The sequence below is a fragment of the Lacipirellula limnantheis genome (assembly GCF_007746075.1).
Classification (GTDB): Bacteria; Planctomycetota; Planctomycetia; order Pirellulales; family Lacipirellulaceae; genus Lacipirellula; species Lacipirellula limnantheis.
In genome coordinates this window covers 1,872,885-1,898,804 of record NZ_CP036339.1, presented here as the reverse complement: position 1 = coordinate 1,898,804, position 25,920 = coordinate 1,872,885, and the positions used below count along the sequence as shown (strand labels likewise).

Below are 25,920 nucleotides of genomic sequence, written 5' to 3'. Positions count from 1 at the left end.
GAAGACGCCCGCCGAGAGGTCATAGCGCCGTGCCGTGCCCATCAGAAATTTAGTTCCCACTGCACGTAGGTGAAATCGGCATCGGTTGGGCCGAGGATTTTATCGCCGCGCCAGAAGTGGGAATAGCCTGCCAAGATGTTCGATCGCGGGCCGATCGTGTATTTGGCGATCAAGTCGAGTTCTTGGCCGAGATAGGCTGCGTCGAGGCTCTGAAGTTCCGTCGCCGTGATGGCGGGAACAATGTCGCCTCGTTCGGCCGCCCGAAAGTAATAGTACCAGAGGAGGAACTCCCAATTGGTGTCCTGAGGTTTGGCCGTCACCTGGACGTTCGGCGCAAAGATGTTCGAACGTTGCACCGCGTCGATCAAGCCCAAAAAGCGATGGCCCCAAGGGAAGAGCTGGTTGTATCGCGCTGATTGCTGCGTCTTCGGACTGGGCGTCATCGTCCCCTTCGGCCTCCTCAGCGTAGCGCGGCTGGAGGAGCGCGGTTTGCAAAAATGGGCTCGACGAGATGTCCCTGACGTTGCTGACGGCAGTTTGGGCAGCCCTCGGGCTCGATGTGCCCGTGACTAATACTGGGCTCGGAGCCGTGAAATCCGCATGGTCGCCGTGTAATTTGCTGGATTCGACTGCCTAATGACTGACGAAGCAGAAAGCCCCGGGGAAAACCGCTCGTCGAAAGGATGGCACCGGCATTGCTACCGAGTCCTTCATCGGAGCTTCACACGATCTCCGCCGGCGCCTCGGCAAAGTCGCGGCGCTGGCAGTCGCTCCGGGGGACTCGGTGACAAGTGCCGTTGAAGCTTCTTCGACGGCCGGTCGTGCCGAATTCGAGGATTCTTCCGGCGACCCGAAAAGTCAAGCAATGGGCTGCTTCGAACCAGGCGACGCCGTGGGTGGCGTCTCCTTATTAATCCGCGGCCTCCTACTCATCGCGCGACATCTATGACTGAGAAAGAAATCGGACTGCTGATCCTCACCTTCGGCGTCTTCCTCTGTTTCGTTCACGTTTTTGGATACGTCTTCGAGCGGCTTCGGCAGCCTAGGCTGGTAGGCGAGATCGTGGCCGGCATCTTTTTGGGGCCATTCGTCCTTGGAAAGCTTTCGCCCGGCGTTTCCGACTACCTCTTTGCGAATCCGGCCCTCGGCGCGGATCGAACGAAGGCGATCCTCGGGTTTATCTACTGGCTAGGCGTGCTGCTGCTAATGTTCATTTCGGGCAGTCAGGTAAAGCGACTGCTCTCCAAAGAGAATCGACGCGAAACGGCGTGGATCCTTGGCATTGGCACGCCGCTGCCGTTTTTGATCGTGATGATTCTCGGCGTCTCCGGCGTCATTTCGATTGGCCCGCTCGTCGGCGTGAAGGGAGTCGAGATGTCGGCGCTGCTCGTTCTGGCGAGCGCCGTCGCCGTAACGTCGATTCCCGTGATCTCGCGCATTTTCAACGACCTCGGCATTCTTCACACGCGGTTCGCCAGCTTGATCCTTGGTTCAGCGGTGCTCGAAGACATCGCGCTGTGGGGCGTACTCGCGGTAGCCACGGCGCTCACGCGCCAGACGTCGCTCGCCGACCAATATATTGTCGGGTCGACGGCCCAGCATCTCGTCATCACGTTCACTTTCATGGGTACTGCCATCTTGGCGATGCCGACAGTACTGAAGGCGCTCGGCCGCTGGCGGTGGAACCTTTTGCTACGTGCGTCGCGCCTGGCTTACGCGATCATTGTGCTGTTCGCTTACGTTGGCGCTGCGGCTTACTTTGAGGTGAATCTTGTTTTCGCGGCATTTCTGGCGGGCTTTGGCTTGGCGGGCGGAATCAGCGGCGGCCAGCGAGAACACTTCTCCGACGCGCTCGATTCGATCAGCAAATTTTCCTACGGCATCTTCATTCCGGTTTACTTTGCCTTGGTGGGCTATCGATTGGTCTTCGGCCGCGATTTCTCACCGACCTTGCTCGTCGCCTTCCTGCTGGGGAGCACGGCATTGTCGCTCATTTCCGTAGGTTTGGCGGCTAAATTGGCGGGCTTTCGCCGACTCGACATTCTCAATCTTGCCATCACGACCAACGCTCGGGGCGGACCGGGAATCGTCTTGGCCAGCGTCGCGTTCGACGCGGGGATCATCAGCGCCGCCTTTTACACGACGCTGGTCCTCACGGCGATTATCACTTCTCAAATGGCGGGGCTGTGGCTGCGGTACGTCCTCAGCCGCGGCTGGCCGTTGCTGTCGACTGATGAGGAGGACGTCGTCGAAGCCCCTGTGGCGACGCCCGTTGGAGGCGACTTGCTTGGTCACCCGAGTTCGCCGTCGGTCGGATTCTGAAATTTCCAGCCCCTAGATGAATTGCCCCGAAGTTATTGCAACCGCTAGATCGGAACCATGTCGATGTCGTCTCGCCGTATTGTGAGCGTCCTGTGCACCCTCGGCCCGTCGTCCCTCAATCGAGGAGCGATCGAGCGATTGCAATCGCGCGGCGTCGATTTGTTCCGCATCAATCTCTCGCATACGCCGTTGGATCGCGTCGCCGACACGATCAAAACGATTCAGTCGTTCTCGCAAGTGCCCGTCTGCTTGGATACCGAGGGGGCGCAGGTTCGCACAGGAACGTTGGCCGCGAGCGTCGAGATTCAGGATCGTCAACACGTCACAGTGACCCGCGAAACGATCATCGGCGACGGCCAACGGTTCACGCTGACGCCCCCGAGCGTCTTCGACGATTTGAAGCCCAACACCCTGATCGGCGTCGACTTTGACGGGGTCGTGTTGCTGGTGTTGCAGGAAACTGCCGGCGGCGTTGATACAGTCGTGCTGAACGGCGGCCGCGTCGGATCGAATAAGGCCGTCACCGTTGACCCCGCTCCGATTCTGCCAGCTCTTTCGGAGAAGGACCTCGCTGCCGTCAGGATCGGCTTAGAGCATGGCGTCCGGCATTTCGCACTTTCCTTCGCCAATTCGGCGGAGGACGTGCGGCAGCTTCGCGAACTCGTGGGCCCCGATTCCACGATCATTTCCAAAATCGAAAGCAAACGGGGCGTCCGAAACATCGATTCCATTTTGGCTGAGACCGACGAGATTCTGATCGACCGTGGCGACCTTTCCCGCGAGGTGCCGCTGGAGAATCTTCCCTTTCTGCAGAAGGCGATTATTCGCAAGGCAAATATCGCCAAGGTGCCGGTGAACGTCGCCACGAATTTGCTGGAGTCGATGATCGTCAATCGCAAACCGACCCGGGCGGAACTGAACGACATCGTCAACACGATGCTCGACGGCGCCAACGGTTTGGTCCTCGCGGCCGAAACTGCCATCGGCAGCCACCCGGTACGGACCGTCGACATCGTCCTCGGCCTCATCGAACGCTATCGCCGTTCGCTCGAAGGTTATCGCATCGCCGATCTGCTGGACGGCGGTTCGGTGCTCTTGCCATCGCCTCACGGCTCGGAGACGGCGCGCCCCCTGCGTTTGCTTTCGCACGGAAGCTCGATGCGCCGTCACTCGTCTCGTTACCCGTCGATCGAGATCGACTTGGAAACCTCGATGGACGTTGAACAGCTCGCACACGGCGTTTATTCGCCGCTGCGGGGGTTCATGACGCGGGAAGAACTGGAGAGCGTGCTCGACCGAAACCGGCTTCCCGACGGGCAAGTTTGGACGATGCCCATCGTCCTCCAGGGGAAGTCGCAGGAGTTCGCCGCCTTTCAGCCTGGTCAGTCAATCCGATTGATCGACCAGCGTACCGGCGAATCGACGGCGATCCTGCATCTGGAAGACAAGTACGAAGTCGAACTAGAGCAAACGGCGAAACGGTGGTTCGGCACAGCCGATCGAGCGCATCCTGGCGTGGCGCGCTTCATGAGCCGGGGCGTTACGTTGCTCGGAGGTCCGATCGAGTACCTCGGGCCGGCGAGCGTTGCGCGTTCGCCGTACCAGTTGACCCCGCAGCAAACGCGGATGATTTTCGACGTCAAAGGATGGACGAAGATTGTCGCATTCCACACCCGCAACGTTCCTCATCGCGGACATGAACACGTCATTGCCAACGCCTGTGAACGGGCGAGCGCCGACGGCATCTTGATTCATCCCGTCATTGGACCCAAGAAGAAGGGCGACTTTACGCCGCAGGCAGTGATGGGGGCGTACGAGCGGCTCATCTCAGCGCGCGTCCCGAACGCGTTGCTCGCGGCGTTCAGCACCTATTCCCGCTACTGCGGCCCGCGGGAGGCGGTGTTCACGGCTCTTTGTCGGAAGAACTTCGGCTGCACCCACTTTGTGCTGGGCCGCGATCACACGGGAGTCGGCGGGTTCTATACGCCGAATCAAAATCGCGATCTTTTTGAATCGCTGGGAGACATCGGCATCGCCCCTGTCTTCTTCGATTCCGTTCACTTTTCGGATCAGGCGGACGACACGATAGAATCCGCCACGCTGGGGGATGGTCGCGCGATCTCCGGAACTGCCGTGCGGGATCTGATCGCTCAAGGCCAAGTGGTGCCTGACTGGTGCATGCGGACCGACATATCGAATTGGCTTTTGGAGATGCAAGGCGCTGGCCATTCGCTCTTCATTGAGTGAGAGCTAAGCCGTTGCTGGCGACGATGATTCACGCAATTGCCCGTTATGTGACCCTGAGCGCACGCCTCCACTTGAAAGGAGAGGCGCCGGTCATCGTCTATTCGAAGGAGAGAACGGGGAGCGTCGCCCTGTACAACTCGCTGGTCGCCGCCGGCGTCCCGGCGATCGCCACGCACTATCTCGATCCTGCCAAAATTGGCGCCGGGAAGCTTTCAGGAAGCGCCCAATGGGCGTCGAAGCATGTCGTCCAACCAAGGCGTCGCGCCAAGTTCATTACGCTCGTTCGCAACCCGGTAGACAACCTACTTTCCACCTTTGCGAGAAGCGAATTCGTCGACAAGCCGCGGGCGCTGGCGATGTCGCCAAACGCTGCGCTCGACGTCACGGCTGACGAACTCGCCGCGCGTTTCCGCCGCTACATGGATGATGGAGAGTTACGCCGCGAGTTGGAGTGGTTCGACGCGGAGTTTCGGGTCGCCCTGGGAATCGACGTCTTCGACTTCCCCTTCGATGCGACGCTTGGCTACAGTCGAATTTCTAGCGGTCCGTTCGATGCGCTAATCCTACGGACGGAGCTCACCGATAGCGACAAAGCGAACGCAGTGGCTCAGTTCCTAAACCTCCCCGAGTTTGCGATGGCGCATGGGCCAGTCACGGTCTCAGACGCGCCGGGCGTGGCTGGCGAACAGGCGGACTATCGCGAGCAGTATCGTGAACTGAAGCGTCGGGTCGTCATTCCACGGCCGCATTGGGACGCGATCATAAGCTCAAAAGTTGCTCGCCATTTCATCACCGACGGGGAACTTGCTCGAAGTCGAGAGCAGGTTGAAGTCGTTAATGAGCCAGCCACGGAATCACCGGCGTCATACGCCACCTAGTTCAAGAACAATCGGCGGAGGACTTTAGCGACTTGCCTGGACCACCGATCGTCGACGACGACAAGAAAAACTTGAGGAAGGCGATGCAAGTGATTTCGTGTGCGGATGATGACCTGATGAAGAAACCAGTCATCGTCGTCGGCGCCGGGCGCAGCGGTATGAACTTTCTGGGCGACGCGATTGCGCAGCACCCGCGGTTAGCCGTGGCCCACGAGCCGCGATTGATCTGGAAATCGGGAAATGACCGCGTCTCGGACGCCTTGCGTCCTCATCACGCGCGACCCGAGGTCATCGCCGACATTCGGGCGCGATTCGCAAGCGTGGTGCGCCTGGCGGGCAAGGAGCGATACATCGACGTCACGCCTGGCAACTCCGTGCGGCTTGGCTTCGTTGACAAAGTATTCCCCGACTGTCAATTCGTCCACTTTATCCGCGACGGCGTCGACAATGTCCTCTCGATGCGCCGCTTCTACGGCGTCGTGGCCAGATCGTTCCGATCCAACACGCCGAAACTCCGCGATAGCTTCATCGCCCGACGAGCCAAAGAGATGCGGCTGAAGCAAGTCCCCTACATGGCAATGGAGACGTTCCGGCACCTGGCGCCCCACTGGCTTCTGCCGTACATCGGCCCGCCGGTTGTCGGCGTCCGCCTGCCGGCCATGTCCGCGATGCGGAAGGAGATGGACCTGCTGGACGTCTGCTTCCTGCAGTGGCGGTCGTCAGTCGAATGGGCTTGCCAGTTCGGACGCAGCCTGCCGCCAGGGCGATAAATGGAATGTCGCATTGAAACGTTCTGCGAGGACGATGTGCGCCGCATTTACGACTTCCTTGGCTTGGAGGTAACCTCCGAGGCCATTGAGTTCGTACGGAAGCATTTCGAACCCGGACGCATCGGACCGGCCATGCAGGATTGCTTCCCCGAGGAGTTAGAGCGACTAAAAGCAATGGTTGCGCCAACGATGCGCTGGATTGAATCGGATGACCCGAACGACGCCGCATCGCGAGTTCCGGTCCGACCGTTTGCCGATCTGCCTGCGCCGGTCCTGAAAGATGAGGTAGCCGTTTGATGCCTGCCGCCGCCACCGCTTGGATCGACAGCCGCCTCGAAGGCGGCGTACGAGTGGTCACCATCCTCGCTGATCGACTCGACAAGAAGCTTCATTCCCGCCAGGAGTTTGCTCAAACGCTGGCCGACGCGCTTGCCGCGGGCGAGCGTCAGTTCGTACTGGATCTTTCCAACATTCGGTACACGAATCACACCTACGGAATCCTGCAATCAGCCTTTACTGCCGGAAATGTCATCCACGGCTCAGGGAGCCGCATGGCCGTCTGCGGCCTGAAAGGTCACCCCCGACGGGCCTATCTCTTTGCGGACGTCGATCAGTTCATTCCGGAATACCGCAAACTGCGGCAGGCAATCGCCGCCGTTCGCGGGTAGTCGACGAACGCTTTGCGCCGCTATCTGGAGGCGTCGCCGCGACTCGTTCTGGAATATTCGCGGGCCGACTAGCAGATCATCTAGCCTGAGCCGTTTGATGTCACGGTTTCGTTGACGTCCTGCCGCCCTGATGATGAGTCTTCTCGCGGAATTCCGATTGAATCGAATTAATTGATCGAACGGCATGCTGATTGCATCTGCGTCTGCCGACGACGGCGCTCCACTGGTAGTGCCGCCATCGCATCGCGAGCACACGCTCTGCCTGCCGACCGCCAGCAACGCGGCGGCCCCTTCACGTTAGTGCGTAGCCTACTGGGAAGCCGGAAGCTCGCTGCCAAGACCAGGACTCTTGCACGATGCCACTCCCCCTTTCTCACGCTGCCGCTTTAGCGCCATCGGATGTCGCACGGCTGCGGTCTGCTGCTACTGGATGGCGTTCGACGCCGCCGCCAATCGCCTGCGCTCCTACAACAGTTCAGTCGAACTGCACGCGCTGTTGCCGTCGGTAACGGTCGAGTTCGCGAATAGCGCACTCGGTCGATCCGCGCTCCTGTCCGCCACTCCTCTTGGCGGGCCTTCGTCGGCGATGTTCGACGCTTCCCAACTGCACACCTTCCCTTGTTGAATAAAGGACAGCCAGATGAAACTCCTTCGCCTCGCCTCAATGGCCGCGGTCTCGCTGCTTGCGGCCGATGCCAGGTCGCTCCTCGCAGCCAACGATGCCATCACTTCGGCGTCCAAGCCCAACATCATCGTGATCGTCGCCGACGACCTCGGATACGGCGACCTTGGCTTCCAAGGCGGCAAAGACGTTCCAACTCCAAATATTGACAGCATCGCCCAGAATGGCGTCCGCTTTACGGACGGGTACGTCACCGGCGTTGTCTGCAGTCCCACGCGAGCTGGGCTGCTCACCGGACGATATCAGCAGCGATTCGGGCACGAGTTCAATCCCGGCGGCGTCGATCAAACCGCCGGCACGGAGGTCGGCTTGCCCCTCACTGAGTCGACGATCGCTGATGGGCTGAAGAAGGCTGGCTACAAGACGGCTCTCGTCGGCAAATGGCATCTTGGCTCAGACGAGAAGTTCCGACCGCAGCAACGCGGTTTCGACGAGTTCTACGGCTTCCTCGGCGGCGCCCATCCCTATGTGCCGAATGACAAGAACACGGCCGGAGGCGGCCCCATCTATCGCGGCAACGAAGAGGTTGAAGCTCCTGCCCACCTGACGGCAGCCTTCGGCAAGGAGGCGGCGGCGTTCGTCGAGCGTGAAAAGGGACATCCCTTCTATCTTCAGCTCACGTTCAATGCGGTGCACAACCCCTTGCAGCCTGATGCCGAGCACTTGGCACGGTTCGAAAAGATCAGCGACCCGAAGCGACGCGCCTACGCCGGCCTGCTGAGCGGGCTCGACGATGCGGTCGGTCAGGTGCTGAAGGCCGTACGCGAATCGGGCCAGGAAGAAAACACGCTGATCTTCTTCATCAGCGACAACGGCGGCCCGCAACAGGGTAACGGCAGCAACAACACTCCGCTCTCAGGCGACAAAGGCACGGTTCTCGAGGGGGGCATCCGCGTCCCGTATGCACTGCAGTGGAAAGGAACGATCCCGGCCGGTTCGGTTTACACGCAACCGGTAATCTCGCTCGATATCCCTGCCACGGCAGCAGCGCTGGCCGGAGCATCGCTTGGCGCCGCTGATCGTCCCGTGGACGGAGTGAACCTGATTCCGTTCGTCACTGGTAAGAATGCGAAGGCGCCACACGAATCGCTCTACTGGCGCGCGGGACCGCAACACGCCATTCGCCGCGGCAACTACAAGCTCCGTCAGCAGGCGGAGGGGACGCCCAAACTGTTCGACGTCGTCGCTGACGTCGCTGAGCAGAAAGACCTGTCGGCAGCGCATCCCGACTTGGTCGAAGAGCTCTCGGCGGCCTATGCCGGCTGGGACCAGGAGCTTGCCAAGCCTCTTTGGAAGGGAGGCCAAGGAGGTCGCAAGCCGAACGCCGCCCAACGCGCCGCTCGAATTGACCGCCGAGAAAAGGCGAACGCCGCCGGCAAGGGTGCGAGCAAGCCCAAGCAAACGACCGGCGTCAATTAGGCAACTCAAACTTGATTAGGCAATTCAAACTCAACTATCTCAACGCTATCAGATAACTCGACGACGGGGATTACTCAAGATGATTCGCAAACTTTCAACGAGAGCAACTGTGTGGGGCGCCGTGGGCATCGCCGCGGCCAGCCTGGGAGACGGGGGGCAGGCGGCGGGGCAGGAGTTCGTGCCCACGAGCGGAACCAACTTTTGGAACGACAACAACAACTGGGGGCCTGCTCCGCCGCAGCCTTTTCCAAACGGTCCGGGCGCACTAGCCACGCTGCCCGCGCCGACCGGCGCACTAACGATCGACTTGGGCCAGCCGATCGAAGTCGACACGCTCACCGTCAATAAGGGAATCGCGCTCACCGATACCTACAACACAACAATTCTCGGCTCGGCGACGAATACGTTGAAGTTTAGCGGAACGGCGACGTTCTCTAATTCGCTGTCGGCCGAAGGGACAGGCGTCACGATCGCCGATGCCCCGGTCGTCTTTGACTCGCCATTCACCGTCTCGCAGTTCGATGACGGTGAACTGCGGTTCCTCCAGCCGCTTTCGGGCACTGGCAATCTTGTCGTCGGTCGCGGCACCAGCGGCACTGGCGCCGTCATCTTGAATGCCGCCAATACCTACCAGGGATCGACGACCTTTGGCGGGGGCGGCGCAGCCAACTACCTAACGGTGCGACTGAACAATGCCACGTCCATTCCGGGCGGCCTCGACGTCGCGGGAGGGACCAGCAACATCGCTCTGAATGATGCGGCTGTCCTGGAGCTCGGCGCCAGCGACTTCAAGCGCGGCATCGGGGCAGGTCCCGATCAAATTCAGTTCAACGGCGTCGGCACGAACGGCTTCGCGGCCCGCGGCGCGAATCGCGTCGTCAACCTCGGCGGCGCCGGGGCCCCGATCGTGTGGGGCGACGCTGGTGCAACTTTCGGAGAGCTCACCTTCGGCTCGACGACGGCCACGCACACCGTCATCTTCGAGAACCCGCTGAACATCGGCGCGGCCAATCGCACGATCCGCACCTACGAAGGCCCCGCATCGATTGAAACTCGGTTCACGCAGCCGATCAGCTCCAACAGTGCCGCGACGCTCACCAAGCAAGGCCCCGGCGCCTTGGCGCTCGCCGCCAAGAACACCTACACGGGCAATACGATCGTCAACAACGGCGCCTTGGTGCTGGAGCACCCTGAAGCGCTGCCGGCGACGACGAATGTAACGCTCCGTGCCGGCGGTCTGCTGGGCTTGGCCATTGGCGACTACAATGGCACGCTGGGAACTGGCCCGGGCCAATTGCAGTTCACCACGGGTAACGGCGGTTTCGCCGCTTTCGGCGGCAACTTCTCCGTCACGCTCAACGGCGGCGCCGGCGTGGCGTGGGGAGGCGGCAATTTCGCCGCTAACAACTTCGTCCTGTCCGACGACAACGCCACCGGCACGATCACCTTCACCAATCCGATCGACCTCGGCGCGACGACCCGGGTGCTCGCCATCCGCAACGGCTCGGCGACCCTCGACGCGCGCGTGACAGGCGTCATTAGCGGCACGGGCTCGCTCAACAAAACTCAAGCCGGAAACGTCGAACTTGCAGCCGCGAATACCTACACCGGCGCCACGTTGATCAACAACGGCGTGGTGATTCTCACGAACGCCAATTCGATTCCCGGAGGGGTCACCGGCGGCAATCTCGGGAATATTCAAATCACCAACACGAATGGCTCGATCGGCCTCGGAGCAACCGACTTCACCAGCGGTCTGGGCACAGGCCCCGGACAAATCAACCTGAATGGAGCGAACGTCGACACAGGAGTCCCTTTCAATGCCGGGTTTGCGGCTTATGGCGGCAATCGCGTCGTCAATCTCGGCGGCGCGGCGGCGCCGGTCACCTGGAATTCTGGCAACTTCGTCGGCGGCAACTTGCTTCTGGGGGCTGTCGGTTCCGATGGAACGCTCGACTTTCAGAACCCCGTCGACCTGAACGGCGCTCCGCGCATCATCGTCGGCCGTGACGGCACGGCTGCGATTGATGCGATCATCAGCGGCGTCATCAGCGGCACGGCTGCGAGCTTGCAGAAGGATAACAACGGCACGATCTCCCTGACCGCCGCCAATACTTACGACGGCGGCACGATCATCGATCAGGGCCGACTGCTCGCCAACAACACGACCGGGTCGGCCGTAGGCACGGGCGACGTGTCGATTCTCGACGCCGGCGTGCTCGGCGGCACGGGCTTCGTCGGCACGGCCGGCGACGCCTCGAACGTCTCCGTGCAACTCGGCGGTCGCATCAATCCCGGCGTTGAGATTGGTCAGCTGACAGTCTCGGGAAAGGTGACGTTCGACGCCGGATCATTCCTCGACGTCGATCTCGATGGAGCCGGCTTCGACAAGCTGGCGATCACCGGCGGAGCGACGCTCGACGGGACGCTTAACGTCGTGGTCCCCGACGGCTTCGTGGCGGCGCCGGGTTCGAGCTATCAGATCCTGACCTCGACGAGCGGCGTCACCGGCCAATTTGCCGGTCTGACGTGGAATGGCGCCAACTCGTGGACGGCACAGTACGACGCCAACTCAGTAACGCTCGTTGCCGGGGCGACGGCTGGCTTCGCCGCCGACTTCGATCTCGACGGCGACGTCGACTCGGACGACCTAGGTCGCTGGAAGACGAACTTCGGCTTGGCGACCGGCGGCACGAAGGAATTAGGCGACGCCACGGGCGACGGCGTGGTAGACGGCGCCGATTTCCTGGCTTGGCAACAACAGTTCGGCAGCGGCGTCACGCCGCCGGCAGTGGCGACGGCCGTCGCCGTTCCCGAGCCGGCGACCTGGGGCCTGTCCCTGCTCGCGCTGTTCGGCGGGAAACTGCTCCGCCGCAAATCGCAGAAGAATCACTCGCTCGTCGGCACGGACGAGCGGCTACCGAGCGCTTGATTGGGGGCAAGCGGGCCACGTCGCCTCGTAGGCGCGTGGCCCGCTTTGCAACCCGACCAGCACTCCGCGACGCCCGCCTTTCAGAAGCAATCAAGCCAGCAATTCAATTTAGAGATCATCGCATGAACCGCGTCATCAATCACGTTAAGAAGCCCCTCGTATGGGTCGCACTCGCCGGTGCTATTGCCGTCGCCGTCCATCCGGCGTCGGCTGCGGACGCCAACAAGCCCAATGTCATCGTCATTCTCGCTGACGATCTCGGCTGGGGGGAACTCGGCGCCCAAGGCAACCAGCAGATTCCGACGCCAAACATCGATTCGATTCCCGCCAACGGCGTGAAGTTCACGCAAGGGTATGTGTCGGGTCCCTACTGCAGTCCGACGCGGGCCGGATTGGTGACCGGCCGTTACCAGACGCGTTTCGGGCACGAAGTGAACCCGCCGCCTACGCCCACCGCTGGCCTGCCGCTCGATCAGAAGACGATTGCCGATCACTTGAAGGCCGCCGGTTACAAAACTGGCGCCATCGGCAAGTGGCATCTGGGAGTCGCGCCGGAGTTTCGTCCCTCGCAGCGTGGGTTCGACGAATTCTACGGAACGCTCAGAAACACGCCATTCTTCCATCCGGAGTTGGTCGACTCGCGAGTGTCTGAAGAACCGCAGCGAGTCGACGACAAGGAGTTCTACACGACCGACGCCTACGCCAAGCGGGCCGTCGAATTCATCAACGAACACAAGGACGAACCGTTCTTCCTCTACCTGCCGTTCAACGCTCAGCACGCTCCGCTGCAATCGCCGCAGAAGTATCTTGATCGCTTTCCTGAGATCAAGGACGAGAATCGCAAGCACTTCGCCGCGGTTCTCTCGGCCACCGACGATGCGATCGGAGAGGTTCTGAAAACGGTGAAAGCCAATGGCCTCGAAGAGAACACGCTGATCGTTTACCTGACCGATAACGGCGGCCCGACGCAGCAGACGACCTCGAGCAATCTGCCGCTCCGCGGCTTCAAGGCGACGACGCTCGAAGGGGGCGTTCGCGTTCCCTTCTATGCTCAATGGAAGGGGAAGATTCCAGCAGGGCTTGTGTACGACAACCCGATCATTCAGCTCGATATTCTGCCGACCGCGCTGGCGGCCGCGGGCGTCGCTGTTGACCCCAGCTGGAAGCTTGAGGGCGTCGATCTGCTTCCTTACCTCACGGGCGCTAAAACGGCCAAGCCGCACGAGTCGTTGTTCTGGCGCTTCAACGAGCAATGGGCCGTTCGCGACGGCGACTGGAAGCTGGTCGTCTCGCGAATCGACGGGCCGCAGCCGAAGCTCTTTAACCTCGCCGAGGACGTCCGCGAAGCAAACGACCTAGCGGCCAAACATCCCGAGAAGGTCGCTGAGTTGAAGCGGGAGTGGGACGCCTGGAACAAGGACAACGTTCCGCCAAAGTGGGAAGCGAACCACGAGGGGAAGAATCAGAAGAAGAATCGTCCCGGAAATCAGGCTCGCAAGAAGCAAGCCGCGAAGGCGGCTGCCACGTCGGCAAGCAAATGAGGCCGCGGCCGCGGGGCGTGCAACGTTTTCGCGAGTCCCCCCGGCGCCGCCGTCAGTCTCTAAAACGATCGGAAAGGTTATGAAGAGCGAACGACAAACACCGCGCGCTTTCACGTTGATCGAATTGTTGGTGGTAATCGCCATTATCGGCGTGCTGGTCGCGATGCTGCTCCCCGCCGTGCAAGCGGCGCGGGAAGCAGCGCGGCGAAACGATTGCTCGAACCGGCTACGGCAGTTGGGCCTGGCCGCCCTTAACTACGAAAGTGCGAAGAAGTCGCTCCCGATCGGCAGGCAGCTGCCGATCGCTTGGGGGCTGCATTCACAACTACTGCCGTACCTCGAACAAACGAGCATCTACAGCACCGTCGACTTCCAGAAAGCGGTTGCTGACGCCGACGCACGTCTCCTCGACGTCGCCGCCTTTGTCTGCCCGACCGACTCGGTGGATCGCTTAGCCGATACGCCGCTCGCGGACAACCAGGACGGGTGGGGGCGCAATAGCTACCGTGGCAACGCGGGCAGCGACACCGGTGAGATGACCGGCACCGGCACTCCTGCCAATCAGGTGGAACGGAACAACGGCATCTTTATCACCAACCGCGTCGTGAAGCTGAAAGACGTCATCGACGGGACGGCGCACACGGCGCTACTCAGTGAGAAAGTGCGCGGCGACGGCGACAACACGGCCGTTGAAATCGTCAGCGACTGGTTTCGCATCTCGGAAGGCAATATCACCGCTGACCAGGTCGCCACCGCATGCCGCGCGCTCGACGTGTGGACGATGAACAAGGCCCAGTCCCAATTCTCGCGCGGCGGTCGGAACTGGCCGCTCGGGAACTACGCGGTGTCCCGCTACAACCATGTCCTCCCGCCGAACGACCGCAGCTGCTCGCGGGACAGTGCGGGGGGTAATCTGGGAGCCAATTTTAATGCCAAGGGAGGAGCGTCAACAGCCACCAGCTGGCATACCGGCGGGGTCAATCTGGTTCGCGTCGACGGCAGCGTCCAGTTCGCCTCGGAGGACGTCGAGCTTCTGGTGTGGCGCGCATTAGGGTCACGCGACGGCGAGGAAGCGGTTAACGACTCGTTGTAGCTGCCGGAGTAACTTACCAGGCGACCTCACGAACTTCACAAACCATTTCCCCAGGCCTCGCAGGATGCGATTGATCATGTCCCGCCAGATGAGCATTGCCCGCCCGTTGTCTCAAGTAAAGTCGTCTAAGTTCGGAGTAGGGCTCGCGACGGTCGCGTGCGCGATTTCCGTCGCGGCGTCGGCTCCTGTCGGCATCGCCGCCAATATCGAGCCTACTGCCGAGCAACTCGCCTTCTTCGAGCAGAAGATCCGCCCGCTGTTAGTCGAGAACTGCTACACCTGCCACTCTGCCGACACGAACGCCCAAGGAGGACTGCGCGTCGACGACCGCAATGGCCTGCTTGCCGGCGGTAATCGCGGCGCGGCAGTGGTTCCTGGGAAACCCGCAGAAAGCCTCCTGCTTCAGGCGGTAAGTCAGACCGACAAGCGGCTCAAGATGCCGCCGGGGAAGCAGCTTTCGGCTGAGCAGATTGCTGATCTGACTCGCTGGATTAGCGACGGCGCCGCCTGGCCGCAGGTGACGCTCGACGTCAATCTCGATGAACATCATGCCGACTACGACCGTCTCCGCCGCGAACACTGGGCCTGGCAGCCGTTGAACGCCGCGGAACCGCCGCCGTCTCAGTCGACAACCTGGCCCCGCGACGCGGTTGATCAATTCATTCTCGCCAAGCTCAGCGCCGAAGGGCTGAAACCGGTGGCCGACGCCGATCGCGTGACGCTCATTCGCCGCGTGACGTTCGACCTCACTGGTCTGCCGCCGACGATCGAGGAAATCGATGCCTTCGTCGCCGACGTATCGCCAGACGCTTACGAGCGCGTGGTTGATCGGCTACTCGCATCGCCCGCCTACGGCGAACGTTGGGGACGCCACTGGTTAGACGTTGCGCGGTACGGCGAGTCGACCGGCTCGTCGCGCAATATTCCGCTTCCGCACGCTTGGCGGTATCGCGACTACGTCATCGATTCGTTCAATGCCGACAAGCCGTACGACCGGTTCATCCGCGAACAGATCGCCGGCGATCTCCTTCCCGCCGAATCGGAGCAGCAGCGGCGCGAGCAGCTCATCGCCACTGGATTTTTGGCGCTGGGCGTGAAAGACGTCAACCAGCGGTTCAAAGTCCGGTTCATCATGAACAACGTCGACGAGCAGATCGACACCGTAAGCCGGTCTGTCCTCACTCTCACCGCGAGTTGCGCTCGCTGCCACGACCATAAATTCGATCCAATCCCGGCGCGCGACTACTACGCGTTGGCGGGCATCTTTCGCAGCAGCGAGCTCTGCGCCGGCGTGCGGAGCAAGATGGGAGGCGGCGGACTCGACTATTACAATCCACAAGCGCTCGTGCGGCTGAGCGGTGAAGTCGAAGTCGCTCGTCCAGAAAAGCTTGTGAAGGCTAAGGAGAAGCTCGACAAGGCTCAAAAAGAGTGGAACGCTATCCGCGGCACGCCCGCGGGTCTCGCCAAGGGTCCGAATGGCAGGCCGAACCAGCGCCGCTTCCGCGTGGCGTTTGAACAGGCACAGCAGGAATATCTCGAACTGACCGACCCGACGCTACAAGGCGAAGCGGCCGTTGGCGTGCGGGACTCCAATGAGATTGCTGATACTGAATATCGAATTCGCGGCGAGGCGGAAGCCCTCGGGCCGGTCGTCCCGCGCGGTTACCTAAGCCTGCTCAGTGTTCCTAACGCGGCGCCAATTCCGGCCGACCAAAGCGGTCGCCTCGAACTAGCCCAGTGGCTCACCAGCCCCGAAAACTCGCTCGCCTCTCGGGTCATCGTGAACCGCGTCTGGCGACACCTTTTCGGTCGCGGCATCGTCTCGACAGTCGATAACTTCGGTACGACGGGTGATGTGCCCAGTCATCCTGAGTTGCTCGACCACCTCGCCGGTCGCTTCGTTGACGACGGTTGGTCACTCAAAAAGCTAATCCGCACCCTGGTCTTGACGCGGACGTACCGGCTCGACTCCGCGGCAGAGCCAGCCAACTTGGCCCTTGATCCTTCGAACCGCCTGCTCTGGCGGCACGCGCCGCGCAGGCTCGACGCGGAGGAGCTGCGCGACGCCCTGTTGGCAACGTCGGGCCAGCTGCGCAGCGACAGACCAGAGGGTTCGCCCGTAACTCAATTGAAGGTCATGGAGTTGCAGAATAACAGCCGGCCAGCCCGTCAGGTCGAAGAGGCCGCCGGCGAAAGTCTTCATCGCAGCGTCTACCTACCGCTCGTACGCAACCTGACGCCGACGTCGCTGCAAGTCTTCGACTTCGCCGAGCAGGGCATGGTCACCGGCAGTCGCGACGTGACCACTGTGGCAACTCAAGCTCTCTATATGCTGAATGATCCATTTATTCGTCGTCACTCGTTGAATCTGTCCAGGCGCCTCCTAAACAAAGAAACCGCCGACGAAGCGACACAGGTAAACGAGGCGTACCGCCTCCTTGTGGGCCGCGAAGCCACCGCCGCCGAGACCGACCGAGCGATCGAATTCCTCGCAGCTTATGAAGCAGCGCTGCATGCCGACGCCGGCGCTGATAGGCAACTGGTCGCCGCCGACATTCAACCGAATGCCGCCGATGGTTCGTCGACGACGAACGGAACATCCGGCACGTCGAATTCGGGCGAGAAGGACAACAACGAACCGCCGCCCGACCCTGACCAAATTGTGTACGCCGACGCTCCCGTGAAGGAAGAGTCGCTCGGCCCAGTTGACGCACGCACGGCCGCGTGGATGAGCTTCTGCCAGGCCCTGTTCGGGTCCGTCGAATGCCGCTATGTGAAATAGGCAGACTGCCTCGCGAAAACTTACTCCCCGTCAAAGCTCCCCGAATCGCAAAAGATTGAACGGACCTCACATGCCCACCATTCAACAATTGGCCATGGCAGGCTATTCCACCCTTTCCCGCCGTCAGCTGCTGCGCGGCGCCAGTGCCGGGTTTGGTTATCTGGCGCTGGCCGGGATGCTCGGACGGCACCCGCCGGCGGCGTTTGCCGCTCCAGTCGCCGAACCCAAGGGGCCTCTCGCCCCGAAGGGGTCGCACTTTCCCGTGCGCGCGAAGCGGATCATCTTCCTGTTTCTGCAAGGATCGATCTCCCAAATGGACACATGGGAGTACAAGCCGGAACTTCAGCGCAACGACGGCAATGTGGCGCCAGGCGGAGGCACCCTGACCGCTTCAAAGTTCAAATTCTCGCAACACGGCGAAACGGGCACGTGGGTCTCTGAACTCTTTCCCCACACCGCGCGGCACGTCGACAAGTTCTGCTTCCTCCGCGGCCTCCACACCGATACGCCTGCGCATCCGCAGGCGGTGATTCAACTCCACACAGGCGCCGCGCTGGCGTCGCTCACGCGCCCGTCGATGGGAGCGTGGCTGATGTATGGCCTGGGAACGGAGAACCAGGACCTTCCCGGCTACATTTCCATCAATCCCCCACCCAGCTTCGGCGGCGCCGGCAACTATGGCAGTGCGTTTCTCCCTGCTTACTACCAGGGGATGAAGATCAACGACGTTGGCTACGTTCCCAATCTGCAAGCGAAGACCGACTTGAAACTTCAACGCCGTCAGATCGATCTGCTGCAGTCGATGAATCGCGATCTCGTCTCGTCGCCGAGCGCCCCCGATCATCTCAATGGCGTGATCGAGTCCTACGAACTCGCGTTCCGGATGCAATCGAAGGTGCCGGAGTTGCTCGATCTGTCCAGCGAACCTCAGAAGGTGCGGGATGCTTACGGCGTCAAGGATGGTCCGGCAGGCAGTTTCGCCCGCCAGTGCCTGATGGCCCGTCGCCTAAGCGAAGCCGGCGTCCGCTTCGTCGAAATCTGTCATCCTGGATGGGACCAACACAATAATCTCCACAAGGACCTGATTAAGAACTCGGGCGAGGTCGATCAACCAACAGCCGCGCTGCTGGCCGACCTCGACCAACGAGGGCTCCTCGATGAAACTTTGGTCCTCTTCGGCAGTGAGTTCGGGCGCCTCCCTACGTCGCAGGGCGTAGACGGCCGTGACCACAACATCACTGGCTACCCAATGTGGCTCGCGGGCGGCGGCGTCAAGGCCGGCTACTGCCACGGCGCCACCGACGAGTTTGGCCGCCACGCCGTCGAGGGTCGCATGCACACGATGGACCTTCACGCCACGCTGCTCGCGCTGATGGGTCTCGATCACGAGCGGCTCACGTACAACTACGCCGGGCGCAATTTCCGTCTAACCGATGTCGGCGGAAACGTGGCGCGGGAGATATTTGCGTAGGCGATTAGCGACCCTCCTGCCCTTGCTTGACCGCCAGCGCTGCGCACACCCCGCAGGATTGCCACCCCGCCCCCCCATCGTCTAAGCGAAAGTACTTCCTTGGACCCGACGCGCGAAGAACTATGCCAGCGATGGATGCGAACGCAGCGCCAACGACAATTTGTGGGCCGAATCATATTGACGTCATCCAATTCTGCACAGGTGATATGCGGCTCAGCGATTCCTGGATGAACCTAGCCAGCAGCCACTTGCTTCGCGGCGTGTCACGTTCCCTAGAGCGCGGTCAAGGGTCAGGCCCAGAACGTCCATTGCAGGCGATATCTTGACGGATGCGGCGTAAAACGCGTTTGGCGCCAGATTTACACAGTGGCGTGAGACCGCGTGCAGGCGTACGATGACTACTGGAGGGGAGATCCTCTCTCACTGACCGGCCCTCGGCCATATGGTCGATCCCTTTCCCCGCGCCGCAGCGACTCATCGCGGCGACTTCTTCTATTGGAAAGGCGATGCCATGCTTGGCCGCAACCAAATCTCGGACAAAGACCTCCTCAAGGCGGTCAATCAGCGACTGATGCGCTCCGGCACGGGGTCTCAAACGCGGGTGACGGCCGCCGTCCAAAAAGGAATGGTCACGCTCACCGGCACGCTCCAATATGCCATTCAGCGCGGGCCGATCATGAAGGCGGTTCAAAGCGTTCCGGGCATCAGCCGAATCGTTGACCAGATGATTCTCGTCCAGAAAAAGCCGCAGCAGTAACTGTCGTCGTTCGCTAGCACCCTTCGCCGCATTCGGCCTCGCCGCCGAACGGAGGATTCAATTCTCGATCGGCCGCGCGCCGATCGGACGCCGCGACGCGGACCGTCGCCCTTTTACTCGTGAGCGCCCTATGGTTCGCAATACTGATTTCCGCAAACTCGGCTTCATCGGCGACTACCTGCCGCGCAAATGCGGCATCGCCACCTTCACCGCCGACCTCTTCGGAGCGGTTGCCGCCCAGTACCCGTCAATCGACTGCTGCGTCGTGCCGGTCAACGACATTGCCGAGGGTTACGACTACCCGCGGGAAGTGCAGTTCGAGTTCGAGCAGCAAGATCTCGATTCGTATCGCCGGGCAGCCGACTTTCTCAACTTCAGCAACATCGACGTCGTTTCGCTGCAGCACGAGTACGGCATCTTCGGGGGGCAGGCAGGGCGGCACATTCTCGCGCTGCTGCGAGACGTGCGGATGCCGGTGGTGACGACGCTGCACACGGTGCTGAAGGAACCCTCGCACGACCAGCGCCGCGTGCTGCGAGAACTGGCTGAGCTCTCCTCGCGGCTCGTCGTGATGTCGCAACGCGGCCGTGAGTTCCTGCTCAACGTCTACGGCGTTCCCGCGACGAAGATCGACGTCATCGCCCACGGCATTCCCGATATGCCGTTCGTCGATCCCAACGCCTCGAAGGAACAATTCGGCGTCGAGGGCAAGCACGTCATCCTCACCTTCGGCCTGCTCTCCCCAAACAAGGGAATCGAATACGCCCTCCAGGCACTGCCGGAGATCATTCGCGAATTCCCCAAGGTGGTTTACATCGTCCTCGGCGCCACGCACCCCAATCTCGTCCGCGAACAGGGCGAAACCTACCGGCTCAGCCTGGAAAGAATGGCGAGCGACCTCGGCGTCCGCAAGAACGTTATCTTCTACAATCGCTTCGTGGAGCGGCACGAGCTGATCGAGTTCATCGCGGCCGCCGATATCTACCTCACTCCCTACCTAGAGCCGGCGCAAATTACCTCCGGCACACTCGCTTACGCCTTCGGCTGCGGCAAGCCGGTCGTTTCCACGCCGTATTGGCATGCCGAGGAGTTGCTGGCCGACAGCCGCGGCGCTCTCGTCCCTTTCCGCGATTCCGGCGCCGTTGCGCAGCAAATCTGCAGCCTCCTGCGCGACGAACCGCGCCGCCACGCCATGGGCCGGCAAGCCTACACGCTCGGGCGCGAGATGATTTGGAGCCACGTCGCCCATCTCTACATGAACTCGTTCCAGCAGGCGCGGCGCGTCCGCTTCGATCGGCCGGTGAAGCCGCTCGCGATTCAAACGCTCGACGAACGCCCCTGGGAGCTCCCGAAGTGGCGCCTAGAGCATCTGCTGCGCATGACCGATTCCTGCGGACTGCTGCAGCACGCCAAGTACACGCTTCCCAACTTCGCCGAAGGCTACTGCACCGACGACAACGCCCGCGGCCTGCAGTTCGTGATGGCGCTGGAAGAGATGGGGCTCGACACGCTCGAAATGCAGCGGGCGACGACGCGCTACGCGGCGTTCCTCGACGCCGCGTTCGAGCCCCAACAGCGACGCTTTCGCAATTTTCTCACGTTCGACCGCCGCTGGGTCCACGAAGATATCCTCGGCTCCGACGATTGCTTCGGCCGCGCGATGTGCGCGCTCGGCGCCTGCATCGGACGCTCGAAGCAGCGCAGCCTCCAATGCTGGGCGATGGAAGTCTTCCATCGAGCGCTGCCCGCCGCCGTTGAGATCAATTCGCCGCGGGCCTGGGCGTCGACTCTCATGGGAATCGACCAGTACCTCCGCCGCTTCGAGGGCGATCGCGGCGTGACGCAGGTCCGCGCCGTGCTCGTCGAGCGCCTCGTCGACCTTCATACGAGGGCCTCCTCGGAGTCGTGGCCCTGGTTTGAAGAGACGCTCAGCTACGACAACGCGGCGCTGTCGCATGCGTTGATCATCAGCGGTCGCGCTAGCGGCGACGACGCGGTTCGAGAGTTGGGACTACGCTCGCTCAAGTGGCTTGTCGGCATTCAGCGAGCTCCGCGCGGCCACTTTCGCCCCATTGGCAGCGACGGCTTCTACAAGCGCGGCGGCCCGCGGGCCGATTTCGATCAACAGCCAATCGAGGCCTGGGCAACCGTCTCGGCCTGCGTCGAAGCCTATCGCACCACCGAAGAATCGTCGTGGCTCAACGAAGCGCGGCTCGCCTTCGAATGGTTCCTCGGCCGCAACGACCTTGGCGTCGAGCTCTACGACGCGAGCACTGGCGGTTGCCACGACGGGTTGCACGCCGACCGAGTTAATGAGAACCAAGGGGCCGAGTCGACGCTGGCGTTTCTGCTGTCGCTTGCGGAACTGCAGCAACTCGAAAGCTCGCTCGCCGCCTTCCGCCGCGCCGCCGAAGCGGCCGCCGACTTGCAGCCGACGTAAAGAGTTTCAAATGGGCGTAACGGGCGTCATCCTGCGCGAAGCGAAGGACCCAGCGCGATAGGAGGCCAAAGTCTTCGCGCCGCTCAAAATGACGTGCTGCGACGCCGCACGTGACGAAAGTTTGCTGGAGCCGAACGCTAACTCGTCAGCCGATCCAATAACCGCTCCACCGACACCATCCCGAACCGCGTCGTCGTGTCCGAAGTCGCGAACGGAATGTACAACTGGTCGCTGTGAATCATTGCCCCGCAGGTATAGGCGACGTTCGGCACGTAGCCGTCGCGCTCCTTCTCGGTCGGCACGATCAACGGCTCGTCGAGCGCGCCGATGATCCGCTGTGGATCGTCGCGGTCGAGCAACATCGCGCCGATGCAGTAGGTCCGCATCGGTCCGACGCCGTGCGTCAGCAAGATCCAGCCTTCGGACGTTTCCAGCGGCGAGCCGCAGTTGCCTATCTGCACGAACTCCCACGGCTGCTTGGGCGTCTGCAGCAGATCGGCCGTTTCCCAGAAGTGGACGTTATCCGATCGCATGATGTAGAGATTTTCGCCGTCGATCCGCGAACACATCACGTAATTGCCGTCGATCTTGCGAGGGAACAGGGCAAGCCCCTTATTCAACGCCTTGGCGCCATTGAGCGTATGAACGCCAATCGTTTGAAAATCGCTTGTCTCGATCATCTCCGGCAGCGTTCGAAAACCGTCATACGCCGTGCATGTGCCGAAGTACGTCACTGCGCCGTCGTCATGCACGAACCGCACCAACCGCAGATCTTCCATGCCGCGGCTCTCGTTGATGGTCTGCGGAAAGATGACAAGTTCCGACGCCTCTGCGTCTGCCGGAAGCTTCAGCTGATAGTTCGACTTCGCCAACCAACGAATTCCCTCCGAGGCGTCAGCCGCGCACGCCGGATCAAGCTCTCGGTCGCAGACGCTGATCATGACCTGTTCGAGTTCGGTCATGGTAAACATCCGAGGTAGGCGGCTCATCACTAAATCAGCGGCCTCTTGCGGCACCCGGATCTCACGCAGTTTCCGGGCGAATAGCTCTTTGTCGAACTGCTTGTCAGGCAGCACGCTGATCGGACTCGTGTGCCGACTGAGCGGATCGACCTGAATTCGCTGATCGGAATAGATGATGCCAGTTCGAAAGACGATCGACGAAACGTGTCCCTCGCCCGTCGCCCGCAGGCTCATGATGAACCGGACCGCACCATCGGGCAGATCATGCTGATTCAGGTGCGGGACGATCGACGGATTGAAGAGCGCCGCCGACTCGATCGAGTACTCCATCGTGAAGTACGAGCCAAGCAGCAACCTCCGGTTGAGATCGACGTCGCCTGCATCTCCGAGCAAGGCGGCCGCGTTGCGGAAGTTCTGCTCCAGCACCGAGACGATGTTGCTATGCCGCGTCCGAAACCGCTGGAAGACTTCATCCAGCAGCCGAGCCACCTCCTCATCCTCCAGTCGGGCGATCCGCTCCACGATGTTTTGCATCCGACCCTTGCTGCCCGGGTCGAAGAAGCGTGTGATAACGCGACGATTGTCGCTGGCGAAGGTCACTGGCAGGCGCTTGACCGCTAGCGGCTTGCGGCGACTCGATTTCTTGGCTGCTGACATCAAATGCGCTTGCTCATGCGCTTCTCCAAAAGTGTCGTTGCCCCCGGGTCGCGGGTCGCCATTGTCGCGACGCGGGGGGGGAATAGCGCTGAGGCGCCTACGGCGGCGACTCTCAACCGACGCGCGAATTCATCGTGGCGCACTGTTATCCTGCACGCTCCCTTGCTCGATCATCATCCGGTTCTGATCGGGGTAGAGCGAGAAACGAATCCCCCTCGCCCGCGACATCGGCGAACGGCGATCAAGTCGATTGAGCTCCGTTAGGGCTTGCAAGAGACCTAAATGAAGCTTCAACGCTTCATCCATCGTCATATCAATTTCGATTGGTTTACGACCGTTGACCGGAATCGGCGGAGTGATTTGATCCAAAAAGATCACGCCGTAGCTGTAGGCCTTCTTTTCCCGCAGCTTCGCTGCCTTCTTCTTCTTTTTTGGCATCGGTCACTCCAGAATGTTACCAGGGACGGGGCAGACTAACTGCACCATTATACCGCTTTCACAGGGAAGGGTGATCTACTCGTTCCGCTGCGACCTGAGTGGTACACTTAACCGCTTAGGCGGCGAGGGCATGGGCAATCGCGGCAAGAGTTTCTTAGGGCTCGTTCGCCACCCGTAGCATTGGCTCTCCGCGCCATCTAGTCTTGATCGGCGTTTGCGCTGGTGACCGCCAATGAGACGGTCAGAACTGCAACTAGCCACGTCGAAGCGAGAGAACGAGCCGGGAACGGCCGACGATCTCGGCAAACACCGTAGAGCAGTAGCGGCTTGATCATCTCGTCGCGATTAACGACTCGCTGGACTCGGCATGGACCACTACGCGTTGCCTGTACTGTTAGGACAAGTCGGGAGATTTAGTTCGCTCCGCTCGCTGCCAATCCGACGGGACTGCTCTCGTGGCGATGAATTCGGGGCTCCGCCGAGTAACAATCGACGGGCCGCGCGGCGCCCTTTCGAAGCCGCCGCGGCTGCGGCGACTGCCAGACGCGACAACGACGCCGCGGCAGCAGTCGGCTGACGGCTTGCTGGCTCCTCGCAGCAGGGGATATGCGGAGGATCAGGTTGTCGGCTCACCGATCCGACGGCATACCTGCGAGCGAACGCCAACTAGCGATCCACCGTCGAAATCGGTTAGCGGAAGAGCCCGTCTGCGTATCCATGGCTTCTCCGACGGCGTCTTACGGCGCGATCGCCTTTTGGTCTGACGATAATCTGACAACCGCTAAACTAGGTGCGTAGTGCGCAGAGTGAATTAATGCGCCCGCCAGTGCCGCGACTAATGAAAAGACTCGTCGCACCCGTATCTGCCAGCCAATCTTTCCAGATTGCGCTCCGCAGTTGAGCAACTTGCCTTTATGGAAGGTGGCTTCGCTCTGAAATAGGATTATTCCTTCTATCGCGCGGAGTGGCAAAATCCGAGACGATGCTTTTCAAGTTGGGAATCAACCACTGATATATTGCTGCGCGATTTGGATCACCTTCGTGCGGTGTTTACAGGTCGATTCATAAGCTTCGTCTGCGATGTCCACGATGTGGATTTCCGTAGCCTCACTTAGCGCCCGCTGGCGGATGGTCTGACGTACGTTCCTCAGTATCGACCCGTCTCTTGCACGAGATGGGCGTCGAATACAGGAGCGAAATAATGTCTTCCGACGATCAAGCCCTTCTCGTGGAGTTTGTTGCCGAATCGCGTGATCACTTAGCTCACGTCGAGGGGCAGCTGCTTCAAATCGAATCCAACGGCGCAAACGTCGACTTGGAAGTCGTTAATGAACTGTTCCGTGGCATTCACTCAATTAAAGGAGCCGCGGGATTCCTGGGGCTTATCACCGTCAACAAGCTGGCTCACAGCTTGGAGAATGTTCTTGGCCTCGTTCGCACGCGCGAATTGGTTCCCACCTCGTTGATGGTCGAAGCCATGCTGAGAGCGTCGGACGCATTATCTCAATTGGTTAACGACGTCGACGCGTCGAACGACGTTAACGTCGACGCCCATATCCAAAGTCTTGACGCCATTGCCGCTCAAGGAGCGACGGTTAGCGAAGCTTGCGTGGCGCCCGTGCTTCCTGAACAGCCTAGCGCTTGCACGCCGGAAGTGGAGATCTCGGTAATCGACGATCTCAAAGAAGAGTCGCCGGCACCTGTCATGGCCACGCCAACCGCTGCGCCACCGACCGCCGAGACGAGCATTCGGGTCCAGGTAGGCGTGCTGGACAGCCTAATGAATTTGGCGGGTGAGTTGGTGCTGGGCCGGAATCAGCTGATTCAGGCGCTTAATACGGAGGCTCACGTCGGGATCGAG

General features: G+C 61.1%; 19 protein-coding genes. 16 read left to right on the top strand and 3 right to left on the bottom strand.

The features are described from left to right. Nucleotides 1-41: 41 nt before the first annotated feature. Nucleotides 42-443 (bottom strand): alginate export family protein, encoded by a 402-nt coding sequence (locus I41_RS07375; protein WP_145431937.1) that lies wholly within the window; start codon nt 441-443, stop codon nt 42-44. Between the two features lie 502 nt (nt 444-945). Between I41_RS07375 and I41_RS07370 the strand changes: the two genes are divergently transcribed. The 15 genes from I41_RS07370 (at nt 946) to I41_RS07300 (ending at nt 22,002) form a co-directional block, all read left to right on the top strand. Next, a complete protein-coding gene (locus I41_RS07370; RefSeq protein ID WP_145431936.1) occupies nt 946-2,322 on the top strand; it encodes a cation:proton antiporter in 1,377 nt (458 codons plus the stop codon). A 63-nt stretch (nt 2,323-2,385) separates the two neighbouring features. Then, nucleotides 2,386-4,569: a pyruvate kinase gene (locus I41_RS07365; RefSeq protein WP_168206755.1), complete on the top strand. Its 2,184-nt coding sequence runs from the start codon at nt 2,386-2,388 to the stop codon at nt 4,567-4,569. Between the two features lie 23 nt (nt 4,570-4,592). After that, complete coding sequence (locus tag I41_RS07360; protein ID WP_145431934.1) at nt 4,593-5,447, top strand: putative capsular polysaccharide synthesis family protein; 855 nt, start codon at nt 4,593-4,595, stop codon at nt 5,445-5,447. Nucleotides 5,448-5,479: 32 nt separating this feature from the next. Beyond that, nucleotides 5,480-6,217 carry a sulfotransferase family protein gene (locus I41_RS07355; RefSeq protein WP_145431933.1) on the top strand — a complete coding sequence of 246 codons (738 nt, stop codon included), beginning with the start codon at nt 5,480-5,482 and terminating at the stop codon, nt 6,215-6,217. Further along, entirely contained in the window at nt 6,218-6,514 is a 297-nt protein-coding gene (locus tag I41_RS07350) for a hypothetical protein (RefSeq protein WP_145431932.1), read from the top strand. Further along, complete coding sequence (locus I41_RS07345) at nt 6,514-6,885, top strand: STAS domain-containing protein (RefSeq protein ID WP_145431931.1); 372 nt, start codon at nt 6,514-6,516, stop codon at nt 6,883-6,885. The genes I41_RS07350 and I41_RS07345 overlap by 1 nt, the downstream gene beginning before the upstream one ends. 430 nt (nt 6,886-7,315) lie before the next feature. Beyond that, nucleotides 7,316-7,510: a hypothetical protein gene (locus I41_RS07340; RefSeq protein ID WP_145431930.1), complete on the top strand. Its 195-nt coding sequence runs from the start codon at nt 7,316-7,318 to the stop codon at nt 7,508-7,510. Nucleotides 7,511-7,525: 15 nt separating this feature from the next. Further along, the gene (locus I41_RS07335; RefSeq protein ID WP_145431929.1) at nt 7,526-8,986 is read left to right on the top strand and encodes a sulfatase-like hydrolase/transferase; all 1,461 of its coding nucleotides are present in this window, start codon (nt 7,526-7,528) and stop codon (nt 8,984-8,986) included. Nucleotides 8,987-9,065: 79 nt separating this feature from the next. After that, nucleotides 9,066-11,918: a beta strand repeat-containing protein gene (locus I41_RS07330; protein WP_145431928.1), complete on the top strand. Its 2,853-nt coding sequence runs from the start codon at nt 9,066-9,068 to the stop codon at nt 11,916-11,918. Between the two features lie 122 nt (nt 11,919-12,040). Next, nucleotides 12,041-13,459 carry a sulfatase family protein gene (locus I41_RS07325; RefSeq protein ID WP_145431927.1) on the top strand — a complete coding sequence of 473 codons (1,419 nt, stop codon included), beginning with the start codon at nt 12,041-12,043 and terminating at the stop codon, nt 13,457-13,459. Nucleotides 13,460-13,538: 79 nt separating this feature from the next. Continuing rightward, on the top strand, nt 13,539-14,552 hold the full coding sequence (locus tag I41_RS07320) for a DUF1559 domain-containing protein (RefSeq protein ID WP_145431926.1): 1,014 nt from the start codon (nt 13,539-13,541) through the stop codon (nt 14,550-14,552). A gap of 76 nt (nt 14,553-14,628) precedes the next feature. Then, nucleotides 14,629-17,334 carry a PSD1 and planctomycete cytochrome C domain-containing protein gene (locus I41_RS07315; protein ID WP_210421124.1) on the top strand — a complete coding sequence of 902 codons (2,706 nt, stop codon included), beginning with the start codon at nt 14,629-14,631 and terminating at the stop codon, nt 17,332-17,334. A 70-nt stretch (nt 17,335-17,404) separates the two neighbouring features. Then, complete coding sequence (locus tag I41_RS07310; protein WP_246133827.1) at nt 17,405-18,805, top strand: DUF1501 domain-containing protein; 1,401 nt, start codon at nt 17,405-17,407, stop codon at nt 18,803-18,805. 442 nt (nt 18,806-19,247) lie between these two features. Beyond that, nucleotides 19,248-19,562, top strand: a complete 315-nt coding sequence (locus tag I41_RS07305) for a BON domain-containing protein (protein ID WP_145431925.1) — start codon at nt 19,248-19,250, stop codon at nt 19,560-19,562. A gap of 130 nt (nt 19,563-19,692) precedes the next feature. Beyond that, nucleotides 19,693-22,002: a glycosyltransferase family 4 protein gene (locus tag I41_RS07300; RefSeq protein ID WP_145431924.1), complete on the top strand. Its 2,310-nt coding sequence runs from the start codon at nt 19,693-19,695 to the stop codon at nt 22,000-22,002. Nucleotides 22,003-22,139: 137 nt separating this feature from the next. Here the strand turns inward: I41_RS07300 and I41_RS07295 are convergent, their stop codons facing one another. Further along, on the bottom strand, nt 22,140-23,621 hold the full coding sequence (locus I41_RS07295; protein WP_145431923.1) for a glycoside hydrolase family 130 protein: 1,482 nt from the start codon (nt 23,619-23,621) through the stop codon (nt 22,140-22,142). Nucleotides 23,622-23,750: 129 nt separating this feature from the next. Next, nucleotides 23,751-24,059, bottom strand: coding sequence for a hypothetical protein (locus tag I41_RS07290; protein WP_145431922.1), 309 nt, complete (start codon nt 24,057-24,059; stop codon nt 23,751-23,753). Between the two features lie 1,174 nt (nt 24,060-25,233). On the opposite strand from I41_RS07290, the gene I41_RS07285 reads away from it, so the two are divergent. Then, nucleotides 25,234-25,920: Hpt domain-containing protein (locus tag I41_RS07285; protein ID WP_246133872.1), on the top strand; the 687-nt coding region annotated here is incomplete at its 3' end.